This is a genomic window from Terrabacter aerolatus (assembly GCF_007991735.1).
Taxonomy (GTDB): Bacteria; Actinomycetota; Actinomycetes; order Actinomycetales; family Dermatophilaceae; genus Terrabacter; species Terrabacter aerolatus.
Window position 1 is genome coordinate 173,144 of the sequence record NZ_BJYX01000001.1, and the last position, 26,476, is coordinate 199,619.

22 protein-coding genes are annotated in these 26,476 nt (G+C 72.9%); 8 read left to right on the forward strand and 14 right to left on the reverse strand.

What is annotated here, in order from left to right:
• Positions 1 to 4: 4 nt before the first annotated feature.
• The 4 genes from TAE01_RS00870 to TAE01_RS00885 all read right to left on the reverse strand — a co-directional run bounded on the left by TAE01_RS00870 (position 5) and on the right by TAE01_RS00885 (position 5,219).
• Entirely contained in the window at positions 5 to 1,102 is a 1,098-nt protein-coding gene (locus tag TAE01_RS00870; protein WP_147062441.1) for an acyl-CoA dehydrogenase family protein, read from the reverse strand.
• On the reverse strand, positions 1,102 to 2,250 hold the full coding sequence (locus TAE01_RS00875; RefSeq protein ID WP_147062444.1) for an acyl-CoA dehydrogenase family protein: 1,149 nt from the start codon (positions 2,248 to 2,250) through the stop codon (positions 1,102 to 1,104). Before TAE01_RS00875 ends, TAE01_RS00870 begins: the two co-directional genes overlap by 1 nt.
• A gap of 144 nt (positions 2,251 to 2,394) precedes the next feature.
• A complete protein-coding gene (locus tag TAE01_RS00880) occupies positions 2,395 to 3,654 on the reverse strand; it encodes an Nramp family divalent metal transporter (protein ID WP_246111058.1) in 1,260 nt (419 codons plus the stop codon).
• A gap of 101 nt (positions 3,655 to 3,755) precedes the next feature.
• A complete protein-coding gene (locus TAE01_RS00885; RefSeq protein WP_147062445.1) occupies positions 3,756 to 5,219 on the reverse strand; it encodes a hypothetical protein in 1,464 nt (487 codons plus the stop codon).
• 133 nt (positions 5,220 to 5,352) lie between these two features.
• Between TAE01_RS00885 and TAE01_RS00890 the strand changes: the two genes are divergently transcribed.
• Positions 5,353 to 5,715, forward strand: coding sequence for a TraR/DksA family transcriptional regulator (locus TAE01_RS00890; RefSeq protein WP_147062447.1), 363 nt, complete (start codon positions 5,353 to 5,355; stop codon positions 5,713 to 5,715).
• A gap of 42 nt (positions 5,716 to 5,757) precedes the next feature.
• Here the strand turns inward: TAE01_RS00890 and TAE01_RS00895 are convergent, their stop codons facing one another.
• A complete protein-coding gene (locus TAE01_RS00895) occupies positions 5,758 to 6,366 on the reverse strand; it encodes a TetR family transcriptional regulator (protein ID WP_147062449.1) in 609 nt (202 codons plus the stop codon).
• A 74-nt stretch (positions 6,367 to 6,440) separates the two neighbouring features.
• Here TAE01_RS00895 and TAE01_RS00900 point away from each other — a divergent pair, with 74 nt between their 5' ends.
• Together TAE01_RS00900 and TAE01_RS00905 are read left to right on the forward strand one after the other, a co-directional pair.
• Positions 6,441 to 8,576: an MDR family MFS transporter gene (locus TAE01_RS00900; protein WP_246111059.1), complete on the forward strand. Its 2,136-nt coding sequence runs from the start codon at positions 6,441 to 6,443 to the stop codon at positions 8,574 to 8,576.
• Between the two features lie 114 nt (positions 8,577 to 8,690).
• Positions 8,691 to 9,512 (forward strand): oxidoreductase, encoded by an 822-nt coding sequence (locus tag TAE01_RS00905; RefSeq protein ID WP_147062453.1) that lies wholly within the window; start codon positions 8,691 to 8,693, stop codon positions 9,510 to 9,512.
• On the opposite strand, the gene TAE01_RS00910 is transcribed toward TAE01_RS00905, so the two are convergent.
• On the reverse strand, positions 9,502 to 10,413 hold the full coding sequence (locus TAE01_RS00910; protein ID WP_147062456.1) for a LysR family transcriptional regulator: 912 nt from the start codon (positions 10,411 to 10,413) through the stop codon (positions 9,502 to 9,504). The two genes, TAE01_RS00905 and TAE01_RS00910, sit on opposite strands and share 11 nt — an antisense overlap.
• A 102-nt stretch (positions 10,414 to 10,515) precedes the next feature.
• Between TAE01_RS00910 and TAE01_RS00915 the strand changes: the two genes are divergently transcribed.
• Positions 10,516 to 11,598 (forward strand): YeiH family protein, encoded by a 1,083-nt coding sequence (locus TAE01_RS00915; protein WP_147062457.1) that lies wholly within the window; start codon positions 10,516 to 10,518, stop codon positions 11,596 to 11,598.
• A 137-nt stretch (positions 11,599 to 11,735) separates the two neighbouring features.
• Here the strand turns inward: TAE01_RS00915 and TAE01_RS00920 are convergent, their stop codons facing one another.
• The 8 genes from TAE01_RS00920 to hisC form a co-directional block, all read right to left on the reverse strand.
• Positions 11,736 to 13,181: a dihydrolipoamide acetyltransferase family protein gene (locus TAE01_RS00920; RefSeq protein WP_147062459.1), complete on the reverse strand. Its 1,446-nt coding sequence runs from the start codon at positions 13,179 to 13,181 to the stop codon at positions 11,736 to 11,738.
• 15 nt (positions 13,182 to 13,196) lie between these two features.
• Complete coding sequence (locus TAE01_RS00925; RefSeq protein ID WP_147062461.1) at positions 13,197 to 14,192, reverse strand: alpha-ketoacid dehydrogenase subunit beta; 996 nt, start codon at positions 14,190 to 14,192, stop codon at positions 13,197 to 13,199.
• Entirely contained in the window at positions 14,192 to 15,346 is a 1,155-nt protein-coding gene (pdhA, locus tag TAE01_RS00930) for a pyruvate dehydrogenase (acetyl-transferring) E1 component subunit alpha (RefSeq protein WP_147062463.1), read from the reverse strand. Before pdhA ends, TAE01_RS00925 begins: the two co-directional genes overlap by 1 nt.
• Positions 15,347 to 15,645: 299 nt before the next feature.
• Positions 15,646 to 17,031, reverse strand: a complete 1,386-nt coding sequence (locus tag TAE01_RS00935; RefSeq protein ID WP_246111060.1) for an AAA family ATPase — start codon at positions 17,029 to 17,031, stop codon at positions 15,646 to 15,648.
• Between the two features lie 110 nt (positions 17,032 to 17,141).
• Complete coding sequence (locus tag TAE01_RS00940) at positions 17,142 to 17,717, reverse strand: hypothetical protein (RefSeq protein WP_147062465.1); 576 nt, start codon at positions 17,715 to 17,717, stop codon at positions 17,142 to 17,144.
• The gene (locus TAE01_RS00945; RefSeq protein WP_147062467.1) at positions 17,686 to 18,528 is read right to left on the reverse strand and encodes a hypothetical protein; all 843 of its coding nucleotides are present in this window, start codon (positions 18,526 to 18,528) and stop codon (positions 17,686 to 17,688) included. Before TAE01_RS00945 ends, TAE01_RS00940 begins: the two co-directional genes overlap by 32 nt.
• Positions 18,525 to 19,259 carry a hypothetical protein gene (locus tag TAE01_RS00950; protein WP_147062470.1) on the reverse strand — a complete coding sequence of 245 codons (735 nt, stop codon included), beginning with the start codon at positions 19,257 to 19,259 and terminating at the stop codon, positions 18,525 to 18,527. Before TAE01_RS00950 ends, TAE01_RS00945 begins: the two co-directional genes overlap by 4 nt.
• Positions 19,260 to 19,301: 42 nt before the next feature.
• Positions 19,302 to 20,471, reverse strand: a complete 1,170-nt coding sequence (gene hisC, locus TAE01_RS00955) for a histidinol-phosphate transaminase (RefSeq protein ID WP_147062471.1) — start codon at positions 20,469 to 20,471, stop codon at positions 19,302 to 19,304.
• 145 nt (positions 20,472 to 20,616) lie between these two features.
• Here hisC and TAE01_RS00960 point away from each other — a divergent pair, with 145 nt between their 5' ends.
• The 4 genes from TAE01_RS00960 to TAE01_RS00975 all read left to right on the forward strand — a co-directional run bounded on the left by TAE01_RS00960 (position 20,617) and on the right by TAE01_RS00975 (position 26,451).
• Positions 20,617 to 21,705, forward strand: coding sequence for a 6-phosphofructokinase (locus TAE01_RS00960; protein WP_147062473.1), 1,089 nt, complete (start codon positions 20,617 to 20,619; stop codon positions 21,703 to 21,705).
• Positions 21,706 to 21,709: 4 nt separating this feature from the next.
• Entirely contained in the window at positions 21,710 to 22,087 is a 378-nt protein-coding gene (locus tag TAE01_RS00965; RefSeq protein WP_147062475.1) for a phage holin family protein, read from the forward strand.
• A 172-nt stretch (positions 22,088 to 22,259) separates the two neighbouring features.
• Complete coding sequence (locus tag TAE01_RS00970; protein WP_147062477.1) at positions 22,260 to 23,456, forward strand: exonuclease SbcCD subunit D; 1,197 nt, start codon at positions 22,260 to 22,262, stop codon at positions 23,454 to 23,456.
• 1 nt (position 23,457) lies between these two features.
• A complete protein-coding gene (locus TAE01_RS00975) occupies positions 23,458 to 26,451 on the forward strand; it encodes an AAA family ATPase (RefSeq protein WP_147062479.1) in 2,994 nt (997 codons plus the stop codon).
• The last annotated feature ends 25 nt before the right edge of the window (positions 26,452 to 26,476 follow it).

The window sequence follows — 26,476 nt, forward strand, 5'->3', positions numbered from 1 at the left end:
CCGGTCAGGCGTTGTCGTGCGGGGGACGCTGTCCGCTCGACGGTTTGGCGCGGCCGGTCGTGATGAGGGTCCAGAGCCGGTCGTGACCCGCCGACGAGGCGAGCGCCGTGAGGGTCTCGTCCCAGTCCTGGAGCGAGCCGTACTCGCTGCGCCGCGCGAGGATCGGACGGGTCAGCGTGTGCAGCTCGTGCTCGAGCGTCGTGCCGATGGCCCCGAGCGCCTGGTGCGCGCCGCGGACGACGACCGACGCCGCGTGCCCGACGCACGACTTGGCGACGCCGACGGCGAAGAGCATGCCGGGGTCGCGCCACTCCGACGCCGCCGCGCGCGCCACGGCCGCGTCGGTGGCGGCTCGGGCGAGCGCCGTCTCGGAGGCGATGTCGGCGACGAGGTGCTGCACGGCCTGGAAGCGGCCGATGGGGCGCCCGAACTGCTCGCGTTCGCGCACGTGGGCGAGGACGACCTCGACGACCCGCTCCATGGCCCCGACGACCTGCGCCGAGCGGGCCAGCGCGCCGCGCAGGTGGAACTGCTCGCCGATCTCGTGGGCGACGACCGTGCCGTTCTCGAGGTCGTCGAGGTCGAACTCGACCGTGTCACTGGGCTCCCCGGCGAGGTTGCGGCGTTCCTCGATGGCGACACGGTCGATGGGGACGTCGGCGACGCGCCACTGGTCCCGGTCCTCCCAGAGGGCCACGATCCGGCTGGCGTCGCGGGCCCACGTGACGTTGAGGGCGACCCCGGACGGGTCGGGACGGCACACGGTCCGCAGTCCCCCGTCGTTGGGAAGCCCGGCCGCCTCGAGGAGCCAGCCGCCGAGGAGGTCGTGCTCGGCGAGCGGCACGGGCGCGGCCGCCGCGGCGGCGAGCCCGAGCAGCGCTGCGGCATCGACCCATCCGCCGCCGCTGCCGCCCGACGACTCGCGGCCCGTCAGGCGCGTCATCCCGAGCTGCTCGAGGCGCTGCCACAGGTCACGGTCGAGGTCGACGACCGCGGTCGGGGTGGCGCGCGTGGCGCGGTAGTCGGCGAAGAGGTCGGTGAGGACGCCCACGAGGTCCGGATCGGGCGTCGTCGGCTCGGCGAGGTCGCGGAGGTCGGTCATCAGCGCATCCCCAGCCCGCGAGCGATGACGCCGCGCAGGATCTCGTTGGTGCCGCCACGCAGCGTGAAGCCGGGGCGCTGCAGGATCGCCGCGTGCAGCAGCGTGTCGAGCTCCTCGTCGAGGGCCCAGCCGGACGCCGTCAGCGTGTCGACGTAGTCGGCGATGTCGCCCTCCCCCGTCGTGCCGAGCACCTTGACGACGGCGGCCGCGGTGTCGGCGTCCTCGTGGTGCTCGAGCGCGGTGGAGACGGCGAACGACATGTGGTGCAGGGCCGCGACGCGCGCGACGTGGCGTCCCAGACCGGGGTCGGTGGGCAGGCGGCCGTCGTCCATGGCCTGCGCGGCCGCCGCGAGGAGCTGGAAGGTGGACAGGACGCGCTCGGGCCCGCTGCGCTCGTAGGCGAGCTCGGAGCTCACCTGCGACCAGCCCTGCCCCACCTCGCCCAGCACCCGCTCGTCGGGGATGAGCACGCCGTCGAGGTGCACCTCGTTGAAGTGGTGGTCGCCGCCCATGGAGATGATCGGGCGGATCGTGACGCCGGGGGCACGCAGGTCGACGATGAACTGGCTGAGCCCCTCGTGCCGGTGCGCCGGGTCGAGCGGCGCCGAGCGGGCCAGGGCGAAGAACGCGTCGGCCTCGTGCGCGCCGGACGTCCAGACCTTCGTGCCGGTCAGGCGCCAGCCGCCGTCGACGCGTTCGGCGCGGGTGCGGACGCTCGCGAGGTCGGAACCGGAGTCGGGCTCGCTCATGCCGATGCCGAAGACGACCTCGCCCCGGCTGATCCCGGGCAGGAAGGCCTGCTTCTGCTCCTCGGTGCCGTAGCGCAGCAGCGACGGCCCGATCTGCCGCTCGGCGATCCAGTGCGCCGCGACCGGGGCCCCGACGACGAGCAGCTCCTCGGTGACGACGAACCGCTCGAGGTAGGTGCGGCCCTGGCCGCCGTACTCGGTCGGGATGACCATGCCCAGCCAGCCGCGGCGGCCGAGCTCACGGGTGAAGTCGCGGTCCCAGCGGGTCAGCCACGTGTCGACGTGCGGCACGAACGCGCCGGCCGCGACCTGGTCGGCGAGGAACGCGCGCACCTCGAGGCGCAGGTCGGTCAGCGCGGGCAGCTCCCGGGCACCCGGAGGGACGAGACGGGCCGACATCCTCACCTTCCTCATGCGACGTCGCAGCGGTTCGTGCGCCACTCTCCCACACGGTCCTTCGCGCCGACCGAGGCCGTATGCCGTGTGGTCGCCCCACCCGAGCCGCGCCCCCGTCCGCATGGCGCGGTGGGCGGGCTGCGTGGCTCAGAGGCCGGTCGCGACGAGATAGCCGCAGAGGCCGACGACGACCGTCGTGATGAGGGCCGCCACGGCCGTCGTGGCGCGGTGGTTGACGAGGACGCCCATGAGGTCGCGGTCGCGCGTGAAGAGCAGGAGCGGCACGAGCGTGCCCGGCAGCGCGAAGGACAGCACGACCTGGCTCCACACGAGGGCGTCGGTGGCCTCGATGCCCAGCCCGAGGATGACGAGCGCCGGCACGACGGAGAGCAGGCGGCGCGGCAGCGGCGGGATGGGCCGGCGCCCGAAGCCCTGCATGACGACGTCACCGGTCTGGACCCCGACGAGCGTCGAGGCGAGCCCGGAGGCGAGCAGCGCGACGGCCAGCATGGTCGCGACCACCTGGCCCGCACTGGCCGACAGCGCGGCATACGCCGTCTCGATGCTGGTCCCGGCCGCGGCGGGAAGGGCGGCCGAGAAGACGACGAGGCTGACGTTGGCGACCCCGGCCACGCTCATCGCGATGACGACGCTGCGCACCGTCCGCCGTCCCGCCCGCAGGCGCTCGGCCTGCCCGACCGCGGGCGAGCCGTCGTCGTGGCCCCGCGACGCCGCCGAGTGGAAGTGCAGCGCGTGCGGCATGACGGTGGCCCCGACGATGCCCACTGCGAGCAGCGCCGCCGACGAGTCGAGCGGTCTGGGCAGCACCGACCGCAGCAGGGCGACCCGGTCGACGTCGGCGACGAGCACCTGCCAGACGAGCGAGGCGATGATGACGACGAGCAGCACGAGGACGACGGAGTCGAAGTGGCTGCGGCCGCGCACCTTGAGCGCGAGCACGACGAGGCTGAAGAGGGTCACGCACACGGCGCCCGCCATGAGGGGCATCCCGAAGAGCAGCTTGAGGGCGATCGCGCCGCCGACGATCTCGGCGAGGTCGGTCATGACGACGACGAGCTCGGCCTGCGCCCACAGGAGCAGGCGGCCGGCGCCGGGGAAGCGCTGCGAGCTGTGCTCGGCGAGGCTCTTGCCCGTCGCCATGCCGAGCTTGGCCGCGAGGTACTGGATCACCATGGCCGAGCAGCTCGCGAAGACGACGACCCAGACGAGCGCGTAGCCGTGCTGGGCGCCGGACGTGATGTTGACGCCGAAGTTGCCGGGGTCGACGTAGGCGATCGCCGCGAGCAGCGCCGGCACGAGGGTGCGGGGCGCGCCCAGGGTCCCGCCGAGACCTCGGTCCGGCGACCGGTCGTCCACGCGCGGCGGCTGCGCCACTCGCTCACCCATGGGGGACAGCATCGAGCCTCCCGGGCGCGCGCGCCAACTCCCGTCCGGATCTCCCTCCGTCTCCGCCTGATCCTCCCCCGGTCGGGGTGGTCGCGCCCGGCTCAGCGGGCTCCGGCGATCCCGAGCAGGGCGGCGATGCCCAGCGCGCTGCGCGGGTCGTAGGCGGAGGTCCACAGCCCGCCGTGCACGGCGGCGTACGCCTCGTCCTGCCAGGCACTGGGCTGCGCGGGCGCGCCGGTGCGCAGGTCGTGGACGAGGAGGGCCGCCATGAGCGTGTTGGCCGTGCCGGGCTCGAAGACCTCGATGCCGAAGCGGTGCGCGCCGGCGTAGGCGGCGGCGAGCGCGCGGTTCTTGACGACGGAGCGGGTGCGCGTGGGCGGGGCGACCTTGAACGACACGAGGCCGCCGTCGGCGCGGTAGGCCGTCGCCCGCCACCGCTGGAGCCGCTTGGCGAGCAGGTAGTTGGGTCCCTGCTGGAGCACGACGCTGTCGTTGATGCCGGGGTCCTGGCCGGGGACGTAGTTGCGGCGCAGGAGACGGCCGCCGCTGACGGTGCGCAGCGGGACGCGGAGGACCTTCGAGGTGCGCCGGTGGGCATAGCTGTCGACGGACCGCTCGACGGCTGCGCCCGGCACGGCGAAGACGTCGGTCGGCGTGGCGAGGAAGGCGAGGGCCACGTCCTCGTGGCCCCGGGACGCGGTGACCTGCCGGGTCAGGGCGTCGACGGCCATCGAGACCCGGACGTTCGTCTCCCCGTCGGCGTAGACGTAGTTGCCGATCGCGATCGGCCCGTCGAGGTCGGTCACCCAGAGCGTCACGGCGCCGAGGTCGTGGAGGAGGTCGCCGCCGGCTCGCGCGGCGAGAGGCTCGTCACCGGCACGAACCGGTACGGTGACGGATCCCGCGAGTCGCCGCGTGTCGCCGATCAACCTGTCCCACAGGTCTTTTCGCGGGAGGTCCACGGCAGCGACGTCGGCGCCCCACCTGAGCAGGGACCGGAGCGGCCCCATCTCGGCGGCTGCGCCGAGCACGACGACCGTGCGGTCGGACAGGTCGAGCCAGTCGGGGTTGTCGATGACCCGGCCCACGGCCTCGGCGCACGTCGGCTCGACGGTGCCGGCCTCGACCCAGAGGTCGAGACGACGGCGCAGCGCGTCCCCTGAGAGGCGCTCCCCGGCATACGGCACCGAGAGGACCCGGTCGGGGGTGCCGTCGCCGCGGACGGTCTCGGAGCCGAGCGGCGAGCCACCCTCGTGGCCCGCGAAGGCGGCGTCGAGGGGATGGTCGCCGTCCGCGTCGGCCCAGGCCATGCGCCCGTGCAGGGACTCCAGCCCGTTGCGGGCGATCGCGAGCGACGCCCCGGGCGAAGTGAGGCCGGCCTCGACGAGCCGGCGGAAGTGCGGCAGGTAGCCCTGGCGCCAGTTCGTCTCCCGCCCCGCCGAGGCCGCGCCGACCGGGTCGACCGCACGCAGCGCGTCGGCGACGACGGCCCGCCCCGTGGCGGTCGTGCTGCGGCGTCCGGACGTCGGGTCGAGTGGGAAGACCACTCCGCGGGGGTCGCTCATGCGCCCATCCTGCCGGGTCGTGGCGGCTCTGCGGGTCACCGCGGGACGTCGACGGTGGCGCCCTCGAGCCCGACCCGGGTGTGGTGCGCCACTGCACCACGCCGTCCGGATCGAACCGGAGGACGATGGGGACATGAGAACCAAGACGGCCGCCCAGGCGGCAGAGCTGGCATCGGACCGCGCCAACGAGGTGGAGCGGATCGCTGGTCTGCGTCGGGAGTTCGCCGACGTCGTCGAGGCCTCGGAGGCCAACATCGCCGACGACGAGCACGACCCCGAGGGTTCGACGATCGCCTACGAACGCACCCAGATCGGCGCGCTCATCGAGCAGGCCGAGCGACACCTCGCCGAGATCGACGCCGCCCTCCAGCGCATCGCGGAAGGGGTCTACGGCCGGTGCGAGGTGTGCGGCGAGGACATCCCCGAGGACCGGCTGCGGGCCCGACCGACGGCTCGGACCTGCATCGACCACGCGGGGGCGGCCCTGCGCCGCTGAGGAGGCGCGCGGCCGGCCGGCCGGCGGCTCGCCCCTGAGCGCTCAGCTCAGTCCGGCTGCGATCCGGTCGAAGGCCTGGTCGATGTTGCGCTCGAGGCGACCGGCGCCGCCGTTCTGCTGGTGCTCGATGCACGCGCGCACGGCCGCGATGGCGAGGGCCACCGTGAGGCGCGGCTCCAGCGAGGCCCCGGGCAGCACGCCGAGACGGCGCTCGAGGGCCGCCGTCAGGGCGTTCTCGATGCGGATGTTGTTGCCGACGAGGGCGGGCGCGAGCGAGGGCTCGCCGAGCAGGATGCGCCGGCGCTTGGCGCGCAGGTCGCGGTCGACCGAGGTGGGCGCGAGCATGCCGGCGAGGATCCGCCGGAGGGACGCGAGCGGCGACTCGCCCTCGACGGGCGCCTCCAGCGACGCGGCATACGCCTCGAGCTCCTCGGCCGTCGTGCCGATGACGGCGGCCTCCTTCGAGGGGAAGTAGTTGAAGAAGGTGCGGGCGCTGACGCCGGCCCGGGCGGCGATCTCCTCGGTCGTCACGGCGGCGTAGCTCTTCTCCTCGACGAGGTCGAGGGCGGCGAGGTTGAGGGCGCGCCGGGTCTCCCGCTTCTTGCGCTCACGCAGGCCGCACGCCTCGTCGGTCAGCTGGTCCGTGCTCATGCCCCCATGGTCGCACTTTCGATGCATGAACTGCAATTTTGCAGTCACTGCACAATCGGCGTACCGTGGAGGACATGCCAGACCAGACCCAGGGGGTAGCCACGGACGCCGCGACCGGCACAGCCAGCTCGACGACGACCACCGTCAAGGCACCCGGACTCGACCGCTCGACCCGCAACATCTTCATCGCGCTCATGCTCGGCATGCTCGTGGCCTCGATCAGCCAGACGATCGTCGGACCGGCCATGCCGCGCATCGTCGCCGAGCTCGGCGGCATCGACCACTACTCGTGGCTCGCCACCGCCGCGATGCTCGTCAGCGCGATCACCGTGCCGATCGTCGGCAAGATGAGCGACCTCTACGGTCGGCGCGGCTTCTACCTCGGTGGGCTCGTCGTCTTCATGGCCGGCTCGATCCTCTCCGGCTTCGCCCAGAACTTCTGGTGGCTCATCGCCGCCCGCGCCGTCCAGGGCGCCGGCATGGGCACGCTGATGCCGCTGTCGCAGACGATCATCGGCGACATCATCCCGCCGCGTCAGCGCGGCAAGTACCAGGGCCTCATGGGTGGCGTCTTCGGCCTCGCCTCGATCCTCGGTCCGCTCGTCGGCGGCTTCGTCACCGACAACTGGGGCTGGCGCTACCTCTTCTTCATCACGCTGCCCGTCGGCGTCTTCGCCTTCTTCGGCATCAGCCGCTTCCTGCACCTCGACCACACGCCCCGCGAGACGGTCGTCGACAAGGCCGGCATCGCCGCGCTCTCGATGACCCTCGTCCTGCTCCTCGTGCCCACCTCGCTCGGCGGCACGACGCTCGACTGGGGCTCACCCGCCATCATCGGGATGTATGCCGCGGGCGTCGTCATGCTCGGCGTCTTCGTCGCGATCGAGCGCCGGGCCGTCGAGCCGGTGCTGCCCCTGCGGCTCTTCCGCAGCCCCCTGTTCACGCTCTCGAACATCGCGGCCTTCATGGTGTCGGTCATGATGTTCGGCGCGATGATCTACCTCCCGGTCTACGCCCAGGGCGTTCTCGGGGCCTCGGCCACCAACTCCGGCCTCATCCTCATGCCGATGTCGGTCGCCATGATCGGCCTGTCGATCATCTCCGGCCTCGTCATCACCAAGACCGGCCGCTACAAGCTCCAGACCATCGCGGGCATCCTCATCATGGGCGTCGGCTTCTGGCTGCTCACCCAGCTGCACTACGGCTCGAGCCAGCTCGACCTGACGCTCTCGATGATCGTCTTCGGCGTCGGTCTCGGCATGGCGCTGCAGGTCTTCACCCTCATCATCCAGAACTCCTCGCAGCGCAAGGACCTCGGGGTCGCCACGGCGTCGACGCAGTTCTTCCGCAACGTCGGCTCGACCGTCGGCACCGCCGTCTTCGGCACGATCATGACGAGCGGCCTGGCCGGCAACATCGCCTCGCACCTGCCGGCCTCGGTCGTCAAGCAGATGCAGGCCTCCGGCCAGGAGATCAGCGCCGGCTCGGTGCTCGACCCGTCCGCCCTCGCCACGCTGCCGCCGCAGGTCGCCACCGGCGTGCAGCAGGGTCTGGCCGACTCGCTCCACAACGTCTTCGTCTGGGGCCTGCTGCCCTTCGCACTCGCCCTCCTCGCAGCCCTCTTCATCAAGGAGGTGCCACTGCGCGACACCGTGCACACGCCCGACGAGGCCGGCATCGAGCTGCTCGACACGATGTCGCAGTCGGCTCCCGACGACGAGCTCAAGGTGCCGCTCGGCCGCGAGGCCGGCAACACCCGGACGCACGAGCGCCTGCTCGGCCTGCGTCTCGGCCTGCTCGCCGACTCGGCCCTGCGCGGCGACCGACCGCTGCTGACCCGGGCCGTGACCCGGCTCGGCGAGGGCGACCTCGACGCCGGCGCGGCGCTGCTGCACCGCACCTCCCGGATGCTCACCTCCGAGGACCCGGCGCTCGTGGCCGAGACCGAGCGGTTCGCCGTCGAGGTCGCGGCGCGGGCCACGGTGCCCGGCGGCATCCTCGACGAGACCCTCAAGCGCGAGCTCGCCACGGCTGTGGCCGAGCGCGACGCGGCCACCGTCATGACGACGCGCGAGCCCACGGTCGCCGAGCGCCACGAGGCGGTCGACGTCCGCCTGCTCTCCACGGTCGGGGACGACCTCACCGCCGCCTACATCGTCGACCGGCAGAACGCCCGGGTCGCCGAGCAGGCCGAGGCCGCCGTGCGCTGACCGCATCCCGCCGTTCGACCGACCCCGTCCCGCGCTCCCCGGCCCCGGCCCAGCCGGGGCCCCGCCGGGACGGTCGGTGCGGGGGATCCCAGCCACCCGGCATACGGTGGTGGGATGACCAAAGTAGCCCTCGTCACCGGCGCGTCCTCCGGCATCGGCGAGTCCATCGCCGCCCACCTCGTCGAGTCCGGGTGGACGGTGTATGCCGTGGCCCGCCGGGTCGAGCGCATGGCCGCGCTCGAGGCCCGGGGCGTCATCCCGTTCGCCATGGACGTCACCGACGACGCGTCGATGGTCGCCGGCATCGACCGCATCATCACCGAGCAGGGCCAGATCGACGCCCTCGTCAACAACGCCGGCTACGGCTCCTACGGACCCGTGGAGCACGTGCCGATCGACGAGGCGCGCCGGCAGTTCGAGGTCAACGTGTTCGGCCTGGCGCGGCTCACCCAGCTCGTCACGCCGCACATGCGCACCCGACGCCGCGGACGGATCGTCAACATCTCCAGCATCGGCGGCAAGATCTACGAACCGCTGGGCGCGTGGTACCACGCCACGAAGTTCGCGGTCGAGGGCCTGAGCGACAGCCTGCGCATCGAGCTGGCGCCGTTCGGCATCGAGGTCGTCATCGTCGAGCCCGGTCCGATCATCTCCGAGTGGAACACCATCGCCCGCGAGAGCATGGTCGAGCGGTCGGTCGGGACCGCCTACGAGCACCTGGCCCGCCGAATGGCCGTGATGTTCGAGCGCGTGGACACGCCCCGGATGAGCTCAGGGCCGGAGGCCGTCGCCGAGAAGGTCCTCAAGGCCCTCGAGTCCGCCAACCCGGCGGCCCGCTACCCCGCTGGCAAGGGAGCCCGGGCCATCGTCACGGCCCGCAAGATCCTGCCGGACCGAGCCATGGACCTGCTCATCCACCAGGCCTTCAAGGGCTGACCGAGGTATCGAGGCGTCGAGCCGTCGCGACGAGCTCGGCGGCCGGGCCGGTGAGGCGACGCGGTTCGCGCCACACCGCTCTCAGGCGTCGCGTCAGGGCGAGCCCCTCCACCTCGACGACCCGGAGGGTGCCGGCCGCGACCTGCTCGCGCACCGCGAGGACGCTGACGACGGCGGGACCGACGCCTGCGAGCACGCTCGCACGCACCGCCGCGCCGCTCGCCAGCTCGAGCAGGGGCTCGGCCCGCGGGAGGTCACGGAGCGCGTCGTCGAGCGTCGTGCGGGTGCCGGACCCGCTCTCACGGACGACGAGCGGCGTCGCGGCCAGCTCGTCCGGACGCAGGGGGCGGCGGCGCCGGGCCCAGGGATGGGCGGGGGTCACGACGACGACGAGGCGGTCCTGACCCACGGTGCAGCTGTGCAGGCCCCGCGGCACCGAGGGCGACTCGACGAAGCCGACGTCGCACGCTCCGGTCTCCACCTGCTCGAAGACGGTCGTGGAGTTGTGCACGAGCAGGTGGATGCGCAGGCCCGGGCGGTGGCGCCGCAGCTCACCGAGCCAGGCCGGCACGAGGTGCTCGGCCACCGTCATGCTCGCACTGACCGCCAGCTCGTCCCGGCGCGCGCCCCTGAGGGCCTCCGCGGCATCGAGCAGGCGTCCGGCGTCGGCGAGCACCTCCCGCGCCCAGTGGACGAGCACGGTGCCCTGGGGCGTGAGCACCGAGCCGCGTGCTCCCCGCCGCAGCAACGTCACCCCGAGCTCACCCTCGAGCCGGCGCACGGCGCGGCTCGCGTTGGGCTGGGCCATGCACTCGCGACGCGCGGCCGCACCGAGACTGCCGAGGTCGTCGACACCGACGAGGAGGGCCAGCACGGCGAGGTCCGGCCACGAACGAGACATGCCCTGAGCATATGAGCGATGGCATACCCATATCAGCGAGATATGGAATCATGCAGGATCAGCGGCTACCGGGAGAGTGGTGGCAACGCGAGGCTGGTCACCATGTCGAACTCCGTCAGCCCCCTGCTGTCCGACACCCCGACTCGGCGGGCCGTGGCGGCGCGCGCCGTGCCCGGCCTCGCGGTCGGCGCGGTGGTCGCCGCAGCAGCGCTCGGCCTCAACGCGTGGATCCCGACGGCCAGCCCGCTGCTCGTCGCCATCGTCGCCGGCGCCGCGGTCGCCAACACCGGTCGGCTGAGCCCGCGCCTCGAGCCGGGCCTCGCCGTCGCGTCGAGACGGCTGCTCCGCATCGGCGTCGCGCTGCTCGGGCTCCAGCTGGCGCTGAGCGACGTGCTCCGGCTCGGATGGGGCGTCATCTGCGTGGTCGTGGCGGTCGTCGCGTTCGGGATCGCCGGCGGCCTGTTCATGGGGCGCCGGCTCGGCCTGAGCCGGTCGCAGAGCCTGCTCATCGCCGGCGGCTTCTCGATCTGCGGCGCGGCCGCCGCTGCGGCGGTCGACGGCGTCATCGAGTCGGACGACGACGAGCTCGTGACGTCGGTCGCCCTCGTCGTGCTCTTCGGGACGGCCATGATCCCGCTCCTGCCGCTGCTCGCCGGCTGGATCGGGCTCGCGCCGGCACAGGCCGGGATGTGGGCCGGCGCGTCGATCCACGAGGTGGCCCAGGTCGTGGCGGCCTCGGGCGTCATCGGCAGCGGCGCCCTCGCGGTGGCCGTCGTCGTCAAGCTCGGCCGGGTCCTGATGCTCGCCCCCGTGCTGGCCCTCGTCAGCCTCGCTGAGCGACGCCGCACGACCGGCGCGACCCGTGCGACCCGCTCGGACGACGGCACCGATCGTGACGGTGCACACGTGGAGCGCCGCGGAGGGCGTCCGCCGCTCGTGCCGCTCTTCGTGCTCGGCTTCGTCGCGCTCATGCTCGTGCGCAGCTCCGGGCTGGTGCCGAGCGCAGCCCTCTCGCTGGCCAAGGTCGCCGAGACCGCGCTGCTGACCGTCGCCATGTTCGCCCTCGGCACCGGCGTCCGGGTCGGAGCGCTCCGACGGGTGGGCGGTCGGCCCTTCGCGCTCGCCGCCCTGACGACCGTCTGGGTGGCGGCGGTCTCGCTCGGCGGCATCCTCCTCGTCACCTGACCCACCGACCTGCACCGTCGAGAGGCCACGTCTGGCCGTGCCTCGACCGTCGAAAGGCCAGCCCTCCGGACGAGGGCCGGCCTTTCGACGGGTGGTCACGAGGCCGAACGTGGCCTCTCGACGGTGTGGGGGCGGGGTCAGCCCCAGACGAGGGCCTGGGCCGGGTCGGCCAGGATCGCGGCCAGGTCGGACAGGAAGCGGCTGCCGAGCTCGCCGTCGATGAGCCGGTGGTCGAAGCTGACCGCGAGCTGCGTGACGTGGCGGATCGCGATCTCGTCGTTGCCGTCGGCGTCGGTGACGACCCACGGCTGCTTGCGGATCGCACCGAAGCAGACGATCGCCGACTCACCCGGGTTGATGATCGGGGTGCCGCTGTCGACGCCGAAGACGCCGACGTTGGTGATCGTCATCGTGCCGCCCGACATCTCGGCGGGCTGGGTGCGGCCCTCACGAGCCGTCGCCGTCAGCGCTCCGATGGCCTGCGCCAGCTCGAGCATCGTCATGGCGTGGGCGTCCTTGATGTTCGGGACGATCAGGCCACGCGGGGTCGCCGCGGCGATGCCGAGGTTGACGTAGTTCTTCTGGACGATCTCCTGGTTGGCCTCGTCCCACGTCGCGTTCATGCCCGGGTTGCGCCGGACCGCGAGGACGAGCGCCTTGGCGAGCACGAGCAGCGGCGTGACCTTGACGTCCGTGAACTCGCGGCTGCCCTTGAGGCGGTCGACGAGCTCCATGGTCTTCGTGACGTCGATGGTGATCCACTCGGTGACGTGCGGCGCCGTGAAGGCCGAGCCGACCATCGCCTGCGCCGTCATCTTGCGGACGCCCTTGATCGGGATGCGCTCTTCGCGCTCCCCCGCCCCGAACGGCGTGCGGTATGCCGTGGGCGTCGTGATGCCGGCCGAGTCGCCTTGCACTGCAGCGCCGTTCACGGCCGACCCGGTGGCGTGGTTGGTGACGTCGTCGCGGGTGATGATGCCGTCGGCGCCGGACGCGGTGACCGCGGCGAGGTCGATGCCGAGATCCTTGGCCAGCTTGCGCACGGGAGGCTTCGCCTTGGGTCGCCCGCCGACCGCTCCGGTGGAGGGCGCGACGGCTGTCGGGGACTCGACGCGGGCGGCCGGAGCCGACGGCTCGACGACCGGAGCGGCAGCAGCGACCTGCTCGGTCTCGGTCGGGGCGGCAGCCACGGGAGCGGAGGCCATGCCCTTGCGGGCCCGACGCGCGGTGGCGCCGGCCTTGGCGCCGTAGCCGACGAGGATCGCCTCGGAGGCACCCTCGGACGGAGCGGCCTTCTCGCCCGGGATCGACGGGGCGGCCGCAGGTGCGTCGTCGCCGCCGAGGCCGTCGTCGATCGAGATGATCGGCGTGCCGACGTCGATGGTCTGGCCGACCTCGACGAGCAGCTCCTTGACGGTGCCGGCCCACGGGATGGGCAGCTCGACGAGCGACTTGGCGGTCTCGATCTCGAGGACCATGTCGTTGACCTTGACGGTGTCGCCGGGCGAGACCTTCCACTCCACGATCTCGGCCTCGACGAGACCCTCACCGGGGTCGGGCAGGTTGAACGTCTTGATTGCCATGTGTCGCAGCCCTTCTCAGTACGCGAGCGCGCGGTCGACGCCGTCGAGGATGCGGTCGAGGTCGGGGAGGAACTCCTCCTCCATCCGACTCGGCGGATACGGGATGTTGGCGCCGCCCACGCGGATGACCGGCGCCTCGAGCTCGTAGAAGCACTGCTCGGTGACCTGCGCGGAGATCTCCGACGCCATGCCGAGGAAGCTGCTCGCCTCGTGGACGACGACGAGCCGGCCGGTCTTGCGCACCGACGCGACGATGGTGTCGATGGGCAGCGGCGAGAGCGAGCGGAGGTCGATGACCTCGATGCTCGTGCCCTCCGCCTCGGCGGCGGCGGCCGACTCGAGCATCGTCTTGACGACGGGCCCGTAGCCGACGAGCGTGACGTCGGTGCCCTGACGGATCACGTTGGCCTCGAAGAGCCCCCGCGGCGACGACGACGCGGCCGTGTCGTACTCGGCGCGGTCGTGGTAGCGACGCTTGGGCTCGAAGAAGATCACCGGGTCGTCGCACGCGACGGCCTGCTGGATCATCCAGTGAGCGTCCTCGGGGTTGCTGCACGCGACGACGCGCAGGCCCGCGGTGTGGGCGAAGTAGGCCTCGGGGCTCTCGGAGTGGTGCTCCGGGCTGCCGATGCCACCGCCGAACGGGATGCGGATGACCATCGGGATCTTGACGGCGCCGAGAGCACGAGCGTGCATCTTGGCGACCTGGCTGACGATCTGGTCGAAGGCCGGATAGACGAACCCGTCGAACTGGATCTCGCAGACGGGGCGGTAGCCGCGCAGCGCCATGCCGACCGCCGTACCGACGATGCCGGACTCGGCGAGCGGGCTGTCGATGACGCGGTCCTCGCCGAAGTCCTTCTGGAGGCCCTCGGTGATGCGGAAGACGCCACCGAGCTTGCCGATGTCCTCACCGATGAGCACGACCTTCGGGTCGGCCTCCATGGCCTTGCGCAGGCCGTTGGTGATGCTCTTGCCGAGGGTGACCTTCTCGAGCTGCTGACCGGCCATCAGTTCGCCTCCTCGAAGCTCGCCTTGTAGGCGAGGTAGGCGGCACGCTCCGCCTCCATGACGGGGTGGTCCTCGGCGTAGACGTGGTCCCACATCGTCTCGCCGGGCATCGTCGCCATCGTGACGCAGCCCTCGCGCAGCTCGGCCGCGAACTGGTCGGCCTCCTCGTCGATCTGCGTGAAGAAGGCCTCGTCGGCCATCCCCTCATGGGCGAGGAGCGTCTTGAGGCGCAGGATCGGGTCGCGGAACTTCCACTCCTCGACCTCGGCCGAGACGCGGTACTTCGTCGGGTCGTCAGCGGTCGTGTGCGCACCCATGCGGTAGGTGTAGGCCTCGATGAGCAGCGGGCCGTTGCCGTTGCGCGCCTCGTCCAGGCAGTGCTGCGTCACGGCATACGTCGCAAGGATGTCGTTGCCGTCGACGCGGACACCCGGGAAGCCGAAGCCGCGGGCACGCTGGAAGAGCGGGATGCGGGTCTGCTTCTCGACGGGCTCGGAGATGGCCCACTGGTTGTTCTGGCAGAAGAAGACGACGGGCGCGTCGAAGCTCGCCGCGTAGACAAAGGCCTCGTTGACGTCGCCCTGCGAGGAGGCGCCGTCACCGAAGTAGCAGATGACCGCGGTGTCGCGGTCGGGGTCGCCGGTGCCGACGTTGCCGTCCATGCGCACGCCCATCGCGTAGCCGGTGGCGTGCAGCGCCTGGGCCCCGATGACGATCGTGTAGAGGTGGAAGTTGTTCTCCTGCGGGTCCCAGCCGCCCTGGCTGACGCCGCGGAAGAGCTGCAGCGAGCTCTGCGGGTCCATGCCGCGCACGAAGCCGACGCCGTGCTCGCGGTAGGTCGGGAAGACGAAGTCGTGGGGCCGCAGGGCACGACCGGAGCCGACCTGGGCGGCCTCCTGGCCGAGCAGGCTGGGCCACAGGCCGAGCTCGCCCTGACGCTGCAGGGCGTAGCCCTCGGCGTCGAGTCGGCGGATGAGGACGAGGTCGCGGTAGAAGCTCCGCAGGTCCTCGGGTGTCAGGTCCGCGACGTACTTGTCGTAGTCGGGGTGGGACACACGCTGACCCTCGGGGGTCAGCAGCTGGATCATGTCCGGGCCACCGTCGCCGACCGCGGGGGTCGGCTCCTGCAGCTCGGCGACAACCTTGTCGCTCACTGGGGCTCCTTCGCCGGTGAGACCGGCCTACTCGTTCGGCCCGCAAACGGGGGTCACCCGCTCGTCGGCTTCTGGGGGCGCAGGGCCGCCGTTCGTGACGACGGACACGTGCTTGGTCCTCGAACCGGAACTTACCGGAGAGGCCTGCGAATCTCACAATGCGGGACGGCCGCGCATCGCTTCGAGGTCGCTGACCTGCGCAGACGTCGCAGGCCGACGAGGGCGTATGCCGTGTGCCCCCGCTCCCGCCGCCCGCGCGGTCGGCGGCGTGCCGCCCTTCGGCATCCGGCTCGCGGAGGTCAGCGGCGGGTGCCCCACGTCCAGGGCGGCGTCGTCAGCAGGCCCTGGCCCTGCACCAGGGTCTCGCCGAGGTCCTTGACGAGCGTGATGCCGCGGGCGGGTGAGCCGAGCCCCACAGGCGCCTCGTCGTCATCGGGCTCGACGACACCGAGCTCGCGGATGAGCGCGTCAGAGTGGGAGACGACCATGACCTGGCTGCGCTCGGCCGCGGACCGGATGAGCCGCGCCAGAGGCGCCACCAAGCTCGGGTGCAGCGAGGTCTCGGGCTCGTTGAGCACCATGAGCGGCGGCGGGTCGGGCGTCAGCAGGGCGGCGACGAGGAGCAGGTAGCGCAGGGTCCCGTCGGACAGCTCAGCGCCGGCGAGGGGGCGCAGCATGCCGGGCTGGTGGAGCGCCACGTCGAAGCGCCCTCCATCGACCGTGACGTCGAGGATGGCTCCGTCGAAGGCGTCGGCCACGGAGCGCTCGAGCTCGGTCCGGCCGTTCTCGCGGATCGTCTGGAGCGCCGCGGCGAGGTCGCGTCCGTCGTCGGCGAGCACCGGGGTGCGGGTGCCCACCTGGGGCGTGCGGGCCGGGGCCCCGGCGTCGGCCCGGAAGCCGTCGTAGAAGCGCCAGCCGCGGATCATCCGGCGCACCCGGAGCAGCTCGGGCGCCCGCTCCGGGTCGGCGAGCTCGGTCAGCATGCTCTCCCACGGCCGCAGCGACCGGGTCAGCTCGGTCCACCCGGGACGGGCCGATCGGCCACCGGCCCGGGCACCTGACGGGCCGGACGTCTTGTAGGCGGCGACCCTCGAGCCCGTCCGCGAGCCGGGTTGCTCGACGGGGTCGGACTCCCACTCCGACCCGTCGGCCTCGTCGTCACCGCCCCACCGCGAGTCCCAGCCGTCGTCGCCCCCGCCGGAGGTCCGCGTCTCGACGACGCCCCACCAGCGGCGCACGAGCACCGATCCCGGTCTCATGACCGGCCCGGACCAGACGACCTCGCGCTTGATCTCGGGGTCACGCAGGAAGGCCGACGGGGTGCCGGCCTCGCTGCCGGTCGACTGCTGCGGCAGGCCGAGGTCGACGAGGTAGCCGAAGTCGTCGGAGGCGAAGCCGAGCTGCAGGCTGATGGGACCCCTGCGCCGGGTGCCCTGCACGGCGTGCCCCCGGTCGCGTGCTCCCCCGAGCGTCGCGGGGCCGGCCCACAGCGCCGACTGCAGGCCGCCCTCGCGCGCCAGGGTGCCGACGACGTCGCCGCGGCCGCACCCCGCCAGCAGGCGCAGCGACCGGTAGAGGCTGGACTTGCCGCTGCCGTTGGCGCCGGTGACGACGTCGAGCCCGTGGAGCGGCACGACGACGTCGCGCAGCGAGCGGTAGCCGGACACGGCGACGGCGGTGAGCATGTCGCGACGGTAGGCCGGGGGTCCGACAGAGCCCCGTCCGTGACAGAGCCGGGTCGACGCGCCGGGGACGGCACGGAGCCGGTCGGTCAGACCGGAGCGGGCCCGGTCGGTCAGGCCGGAGCGGGGCCGACCGGGACGGCCTCGTCGCCGGTGGGACGACCGCCTCGGCGGAGCATCGCCACCACCATGACCACCAGGGCCACGGCCCAGAGCGCGAGCGCCGCCAGCGGGAAGACGGCGACGGTCCGGACGGGGACCGGCTCACCGCCCATGGAGACCCAGCCGAAGGCGGCGTCGCCGCTGCCGAGCCCGACGACGGCGGTCGCGAGCGCGACCCCCACCCCGAGCGCCGCCAGGACGCCGGGACGGCGCCGTCCGGTGTCGCCGCCGCGACGCCACCCGAACCAGAGAGCGGCCGCGGCCACGGCCACCAGCGTCGACACCACGAGGAGCGTCGGCGCGACGTACGACCCGTCGGCACTCACCGACATCGACTCCGACCGTGGGCGGACCCGACCCCACACCCAGATGTCGACCAGGGGCTCCACGGCACCGCCGGGAGACTCGACGACGAGGCGGTCGGTGGGCCAGACGAGACCCGCGACGAGCAGGAGGGCTCCGGTGGTCAGCAGCAGGCAGACCGGGCGCCGCACCTCAGCGCCCCGGATCGAGGTGGTCGGCGGCACTCGTGTCCATGCCCCGACGGTAGGCCAGAGCACCGCGGCCCGTCAGCCGGGACGGCCGTCGCGCGGTTCGTCGTCGCTGAAGCCGACCGGGGGGCGTGTGCGTGTTGCCCGGGGCGGCGGCGTCGCGCAGGCTCGCGACGTGCGCGGCCGAGGCACGCCCCGAAGGCTGCTGCGGAGCACCGGAAGCACCGGAAGCAGGCGAGACGCGCGACAGCAGGGCGACGGCCCGCACCTCGAGAGCCGCCGTCGGCCTCGGGAGCAGCACCGGCACGGCCACGACGACGAGCGCCAGGCCCAGCACGGCGACCGCCGCGACCTCGAGCCACCCGGCGACCGTCGTCACCTCGACGAGCCCCGGCTGCAGGCCGATGGACCGGTCGTCGAACGAGACCCGCTCCACGACCGACGCCGTCACGCAGGCGAGCGCGAGCGACAGCCCCACGGCGGCACCGAGCTCGCCGCTCCGGCCCGGCACGACGAGCCACCCGACGGTGCCGGCCGCGGCCAGCAGCAGCACGACGACGAGCAGGACGAGCCGGGCCACCGGGTCCGGCCCGGCGAAGGCGTCGAGCACGACCCCGTCGGAGGAGTAGACGACCTGGCGGCCCCACGACCAGATGCGCTGCTCGTAGCCCTTGGTGAAGTCCCCGACCTCGGGCACCCGCACGGCGAGCACGCTCGTCGGCCACACGGTGGTGGACGCCGCCAGCAGCACGCCGACCCCGCCGAGCACCGCCCCGAGCACACGCCGTGGGCGGTCGTCCGCCTGCCCGGACGTCGCGCCGCGATAGCCGGCCCAGCCCCACCTCATGGTCGCGACCGGCGCCGGTCACCGTCCGAGCCCGAGTCCGAGCCCGTGCCCGTGCCCGAGTCCGAGCCCGAGTCCCGGAGCCCGACCGGTGGACCGGCGAGATGCTCACCGGCCGGTCGTGAGACGACCCGGACCGGCCTGCCGCCCGCTCTGGCTCCCGAGGGGCGCGCACCGTCGTCGTCGACCGGACCGCCCAGGGCGCGGGCCCGCGCCACCCAGGCCGACGGCATACGCCCGCCCGCCGAGGACAGCGCCAGGAGCGCGACGGCGACGAGGAGCACCACGACCGCCCCGGTCTCCAGCATCCCCACGGACGTCGAGGCACCGGAGGCGGCCAGCCCGTGCACGTCGTCCCGGACGGGCCGTCCCAGACGCGCCGCGGCGAATGCGAGCAGCTGTCCCAGCAGGGCGGCCGTCGCCAGGGGCGCGGCGACCCTGACCCACGGGGCGCTCGAGACCAACCACGCGGCGGCACCCACCGCTGCGAGCGCGAGGAGGACGACGAGGACAGCGAGACCGAGCGGGTTCCACACGTCCTGCGTGACGGCGCCGCCGGCACCGAGGAGCCGGGTCCGGCCCCAGCTCCAGTCCTGCTGGTCGAAGAGGACGACCCCGCTCTGGCTGTCGAGCGTCGTGAGCCGCCACGTGGGCGACACGACGGTGGGCAGCGCCAGGAGGACGCCGAGGATGACGGCCGCGCCGGCCGGCACCCGCTCACGCTGCAGCCCCATGAGTCCTCCCGTGCCGCGCGACGTCGCGCGGCACCCCCATTGTCAGCGCGCGCCGAAGCGCGCCGCCACCTCGACGAGCCGCGAGTTGGCCTCGGTCTCACCGATCGTGACGCGCACCCCGTCGTCGCCGTACTGCCGCACCGTCAGACCGGCGTCGGCGCAGGCCGCCGAGAAGGCCGACGACTCGGCGCCGAGCGGGAACCAGACGAAGTTCGCGTCGGACCGCGGCAGCGTCCAGCCCTGGTCGGCCAGAGCCTGCACGACCCGGTCGCGCTCGGCGACGAGCGACTCGACGCGCGCGTTCAGCTCGTCGAAGGCGTCGAGCGAGGCGATCGCGGCCACCTGGGCGACCGAGTTGACGCCGAACGGCGTGGCCGTCTTGCGCAGGGCGGCGGCGACGGGAGGGTGCGCGACGGCATACCCCACGCGAAGCCCGGCGAGTCCGTACGCCTTGGAGAAGGTGCGCAGCACGACGACGTTGGGACGGTGGCGCCACACATCGAGCCCGCGCACCGCGTCGGGGTCGCGGACGAACTCGACGTAGGCCTCGTCGACGACGACGACGACGTCGCTCGGCACCTTGTCGAGGAACGCCTCGAGCTCGGCCTGGTGGACGCACGGGCCGGTCGGGTTGTTGGGCGTGCACACGAGGACGACGCGGGTGCGGTCGGTGATCGCCGCGAACATCGCGTCGAGGCGGTGGCGGGCCTGCTCGTCGAGCCCGACCATGACCGGCTTCGCGCCGGCGAGCTGGGTGACGATGGGGTAGGCCTCGAAGGAGCGCCACGCGAAGACGACCTCGTCACCGGCGTCGCAGGCGGCATTGACGATCTGCGTGAGGACGGCGACCGAGCCCGTGCCGGTGGCGATGCACTCGGCCGGCACGTCGAGCGCCCTGGCGAGCCGGGCGGTCAGCGCCGTGACGGCCATGTCGGGATAGCGGTTCACCGTGGCCGCCGCGTCGTCGATCGCGGCGAGCACCGACGGGAGCGGTCCGTACGGGTTCTCGTTCGAGGAGAGCTTGTATGCCGTGACGCCCGCAGGTGCCGCAGCGGGCTTCCCGGGCTTGTAGTCGGGCATCTGTGCGAGCACCCCGCGCAGGCGGACGGGGGTCGCCGAGTCCGGCGACCCGGCATACGCCTCCTGCGGGGTGGCGTCCTCGGTCACGCTCTCGCCGACGGACACGCCGGCGTGCTCGGTGCTCTCGCTCATACCCGAACTGTAGAGGCAGTGTCCACGGGAGCGACCGGCCCATGGACGCTCCCCTGACGTCGGCCCCGGTGTGTGGCTAGGCTCACACCGTCGCGTCACCGCCGCCTCGACACCTTCTTCATGCCCTCTCTCCGAAAGTCATCCCATGCGCATCGGCATCCTCACCGGGGGCGGGGACTGTCCCGGCCTCAACGCCGTCATCCGGGGCGCGACCCGCGCCGCCGAGGTCACGTACGACAGCACCGTCATCGGCTTCCGCAACGCGTGGCGCGGAGTCATGGACAACGACTACGAGATCCTCGACGTCGACCGCTGCCGCGGCATCCTGCCCCTCGGCGGCACGATCCTCGGCACGAGCCGTGACCAGCCCTTCGCCCACGAGGACGGCCTCAAGCGCGTGCGCAAGGCCTACGACCGACACGGCCTCGACGCCATCATCGGCATCGGCGGCGAGGGCTCCATGGGGGTCGTCAACCGCCTGCACGAGAACGGTTTCCCCGTCATCGGCGTGCCCAAGACGATCGACAACGACATCTCGCTGACGGAGATGACGTTCGGCTTCCAGACGGCGGTCCAGATCTGCACCGACGCCATCGACCGCCTCCACACGACGGCCGAGAGCCACCACCGCGTCCTCGTCGTCGAGGTGATGGGCCGCCACGTCGGGCACATCGCGATCTGGTCCGGGCTCGCCGGCGGCGCCGCGATCACCATCGTGCCGGAGGAGCCCTTCGACATCGACGAGGTCTGCGAGCGGATCGTCCACCGCCACAAGAAGGGCCGCTTCGCCACCATCGTCGTCGTCGCCGAGGGGGCCCTGCCCAAGACGGGCACGATGGAGATCCCCGCCCCCGAGGTCGACAAGTACGGCCACAAGATCCTCGGCGGCATCGGCTCGATCCTCGCCCGCGAGATCCAGGGTCGCACCGGCATCGAGAGCCGGATGACGGCGCTCGGCCACATCCAGCGCGGCGGCTCGCCCGTGGCGTTCGACCGGGTGCTCGGCACCCGCTTCGGGGTGGCCGCGGTCGAGGCCGCGCTCGACGGCGCGTGGGGCCAGATGGTGGCGCTGCAGAAGGGCCGGATCGAGCGCGTGCCGGTCGCCGAGGCCATCGGCTCGCTCAAGATGGTCGACGCCGACCTGCTGCGCCTCAACGCGATGTTCCAGCCGCGCATCCCCGGAGACGAGCACCCCGGACTTCCCGCCGACGCGCCCACCCCCGTGGAACACTGAGCGCATGCTCCTCAACTTCGCGCTGCAGACGGTCATCAACGCCGTCGCCCTCTGGGTGGCAGCCTGGGCGATCCCGGGCATCACCTTCGGTGGCGACTCCACGGGACAGGTCGTCAAGACGGTCGTCATCGTGGCCCTGATCTTCGGCATCGTGAACGCCTTCATCAAGCCGATCCTCAAGCTGATCTCGCTGCCGTTCATCATCCTGACGCTGGGACTGTTCGTCTTCATCGTCAACGCGCTGATGCTCGAGCTGACGTCGTGGCTGGCGGGCAAGCTCAACCTCGCCTTCCACGTCGACCACTTCTTCTGGGACGCCGTCTTCGGGGCGCTCATCGTCACCTTCGTGTCGATGATCCTCAGCTTCCTCAAGACCGACTGAGGTCCGGTCGGTCGCTCGTCCGTGAGCCCGCTTCCCCTCGGGGAGGCGGGCTCACGGCACACCGGCTCCGAGCGGCGTCGGCCCTGCGCCGGAGCGACCGTTCGCCGAGGGCCGAGCGCGGCACCGGGGTGTCGGCTGGGAGGGTGTCGGCGGGGGGTCCTACCGTCGTGGCATGCGGTTGCTCCACACCTCCGACTGGCACCTCGGGCGCACGCTCCACGGCGTGAACCTCCACGAGGCGCAGACGGCCGTGCTCGAGCGCATCTGCGAGCTCGTCGAGGACCCGCCCGACGGCATCCCCGTCGACGCGGTCCTCGTCCCGGGTGACGTCTACGACCGTGGCGTGCCCCCCGTCGAGTCGGTCCAGCTCTTCGAGTGGACGCTCTCGCGCCTGTCGGCGGTCACGACCGTCGTCGTCACCTCGGGCAACCACGACTCGGCGATCCGGCTCGGCTACGGCGCCGGCCTCTTCCGCGACAGCATCCGCATGGTCACCGACCTCGGGCAGCTCGACCTGCCCCTGCTCCTCGAGGGCGGCGACGGCGTGCGGGCCGCGGTCTACGGCATCCCCTACCTCGACCCCGACCACGCGCGAGTTGCGCTGGCCGGTGGCGGGGCGCCGCTGCCGCGCTCCCACCAGGCCGTCGTCGGGGCGGCGTGCGACCGCATCCGCGCCGACCTCGCCGACCGCCCCGGGGTGCGCTCGGTCGTGCTCGCGCACGCGTTCGTCGCCGGCGCCGAACCGAGCGACTCCGAGCGGTCGATCATGGTCGGTGGCGTCGACCGGGTGGCCGGCACGGCCTTCCACGGCGTCGACTACGCCGCCCTGGGTCACCTGCACGGTCCGCAGGCGCCCGAGAGCGCCGGGGACTCGGTCGTGCGCTACTCCGGCTCGCCGCTGCGCTACTCCTTCTCCGAGCAGGACCAGCAGAAGGTCGTCCTGCTCGTCGACCTCGACGCCGCGGGGCCGGCGCGCGTGACCCCGGTCGAGGTCGCGCAGCCGCGCGCCATGGCCACCCTGCGGGGGCGACTCGACGACCTGCTCGACTCCCCCGCGTTCACCGGGGTCGAGGACGCGTGGGTGCGGGTCACCGTCACCGACCGGGTGCGCCCCGACTCGCTCATGGACCGCCTCAAGTCCCGCTTCCCGCACGCGCTCCAGGTCTTCCACGAGCCCGAGGGCGCCATCGACCGCGGCCGGTCGGGCACGACCGTCGTCAGCGAGCGCGACCCGCGCGAGCTCGGCTCCGACTTCATCGCCTACGTCACCAAGACCGAGGCGAGCAGCAGCGAGGTCGACGTCTTCGAGGCCGGCTTCGAGGCCGCGGTCAGGGCCCAGCACCGGGCCGAGGCGCAGGAGGTGGGCTGACGTGCAGCTGCACCACCTGTCCATGACGGCCATCGGTCCGTATGCCGGCACCGAGGTCATCGACTTCACCACCGTCGGGCGCGCCGGCCTCTTCCTGCTCGAGGGCCCGACCGGTTCGGGCAAGTCGACGATCATCGACGCCATCACCTTCGCCCTCTACGGCAAGGTCGCCCAGGCGTCCGCGGACGTCGAGCGCATCCACTCCCACCACGCCGACCCGCGCACGGTGCCGGTCGTCGTCCTCGTCTTCGAGACCCAGTCGGGGCTCTACCGCGTGCAGCGCACCCCCCGCTTCGAACGGCCCAAGTCGCGCGGCGAGGGCAGCACGGTGCAGCAGCCGACGATCAAGCTGTGGCGGCTGCAGACGCCGGACGACCTCGACGGCGGCGAGCTGCTCTCCACCAACATCGGTGACTGCGACGACGAGATCACCCGCGCCGTCGGGCTGACGCGGGACCAGTTCGTGCAGACCGTGATCCTGCCCCAGGGCGAGTTCGCGACGTTCCTGCGAGCCCGGTCCGAGGACAAGGGCAAGCTCCTCGAGAAGGTCTTCGGCACCGCGTTCTTCCGGCGGGTCCAGGACGAGATCGTCGAGGCCGGCCGCGCTGCGCAGGCCCTGCGCCAGTCCGCCGTCGACGAGATCCGCCTCGCGGTGCACGCGCTGGCCGTCTCGGCGGGCCTCGAGACCGAACGGCGCGACGTCCTCGAGGCCCTGAGCCGCACCGACCCCGAGGCGCTCGAGTCCGAGCTCGCCCAGGTCGTCGACGAGCTGACCACGCGGGAGCGCCATGCCGGCAAGGCGAGCCGCGAGGCGATCGAGACCCACAAGCAGATGGCCGACATGGTGGGCGACGCCCGGCTGCGCATGCAGCGTCGCGAGCGGCTCCTCGAGCTCCAGCGGCAGGAGCACGACCTCGGCAAGCAGGCGGTGCGCTTCGCCGAGCTGCGCACCGAGGTCGACCGCGCCCAGGAGGCGCAGCCCGTCGCCGGCGCCGTGCGCACGCTCGCCCTGTCGGAGGGCCACCTCCGCGCCGCAGAGGCCCGGCTGCGACGCGCCCGTGACGTCGTCGACCCGACACTGCGCGACCGCGAGCCGGCGGGCCTGCGCGAGGCTGCCGCCCACGCCCGCGAGGTCGTCGGGTCGCTCACCGGCGCGATCGCGCTCGAGGACGCCCTCCCTGGCCGCGTCCGGGAGCTGGCGCAGCTGCGTGAGCGGCTGGACGGCATACGCCGGTCGGTGACCACGGTGACGACCGAGCTCGAGGCGCTTCCCGCGACGATCGCCACGCACGAGCAGGCCCTGACCGAGGCGCGCCGGGTCGCCGCGCTCCTCGACGGCCGCACGGTCGAGGGCGAGCGCGCCAAGGAGCGCCTCGAGGCCGCGACGGCCCACGAGGCGGCGACGGCGCGGGTGCCGCGGTCCGAGTCGGCGGCCACCGAGGCGCTGTCGGTCGTCGCGGCGGCCGAGACCGCGCTCGCCGCCCTGCGCCTGGCCCGCATCGAGGGCATCGCCGGTGAGCTCGGGCTCTCGCTCGTCGACGGCGACCCGTGCCCGGTCTGTGGTTCCGTCGAGCACCCCTCACCTGCGCACCCCACCCTCGACGCCGTGACACCCGAGCAGATCGAGGCCGAGGAGGCTCGCGTCGTGCGGCTGCGCGAGCAGGCCACCCGGGCCACCGAGGCGCTCGGGGCCCTCCGGTCCGAGGTGCGCGAGCTCGCGGTCCGCTGCGAGGGTCTCGACGTCGTGACGGCCCGAGCACGCGCCGTCGCTGCAGCCGACGACCTCGCGGCGTCCGTCCGCGCCGCCTCCGACGTCGAGGCCGGCTCAGCCCGGGTCGCCGAGCTGCGCGACCGTGTCGACACCCTCTCCGCGCAGGCGAGCCGGCTCGGCGCCGACCTCGCCCGCACCGAGCAGTCCGTCGCCGACCTCGAGGCCCGCACCACCGAGGAGACCTCGGTCGTCAGCGCCGCCCGGGACGGCCACCCCAGCGTCACCGCCCGCCGCGACGACCTCGTCGCCGGAGCGGCCCGCATCGACGCCCTCATCGATGCGCTCGGCCAGCGGGACGTCGCCGCGGCCGCGGTGGCCGAGGACACCGCGGCGCGCGACGCCGACCTCGCCCAGTTCGGCTTCGCCGACGTCGCGGAGTGGATGAGCGCCAACCGCGGGGCCGAGTGGATCAACGCGCGCACCCGTGAGATCGCCGAGTTCGAACGCGCCTGCACGCAGGTCCGCGCCGGGCTCACCGGACCCGAGCTCGCCGACGTGCAGCTCGACGCCCTCTTCGACGACATCGAGCAGCTCGAGGCCCTCGCGGCCGCCGCCAAGAAGGAGCTGGAGGCTGCGACCAACGAGCACGGCAGCCTCCGGGACCAGGTCAAGCGCACGAAGCGCCGCGTCGCCGACGTCCGGGAGGCGATGACCGGCAACGCCGCCGTCATCGCCCGGACCGCCGATGCCGTGCGCGTCGGCCAGCTCGTCGCCGGCAACGGCGACAACCAGCTCAACCTCGACCTCGCCAAGTACGTCCTCATCCGCCGCTTCACCGAGGTGCTCTCGGCGGCCAACACCGAGCTCGGACGCTTCTCCGGCGGCCGCTACACCCTCGAGCACACCGACGCGAAGAAGGGCAACGCCAAGTCGGGTCTCGGCGTGCGGGTGCACGACATGCACACCAACCAGGTGCGCGAGGTCGGCACGCTGTCCGGCGGAGAGACCTTCTACGTCTCGCTGTCGCTCGCGCTCGCCCTGGCCGAGGTCGTGCGCGCCGAGTCCGGCGGCGTCGACCTCGGGACGCTCTTCGTCGACGAGGGCTTCGGCACCCTCGACCCCGACGTGCTCGACGACGTCATGCACACGCTCGAGGGGCTGCGCGAGGGCGGCCGCACCGTCGGCATCGTCAGCCACGTCACCGAGCTGAAGTCCCGGGTCGCCGACCGCATCGAGGTGCTCGTCAAGCCCGACCGCACGAGCACCCTGCGCATCACCGCCTGACCCCACCCAGCGCCTACGATCCGAG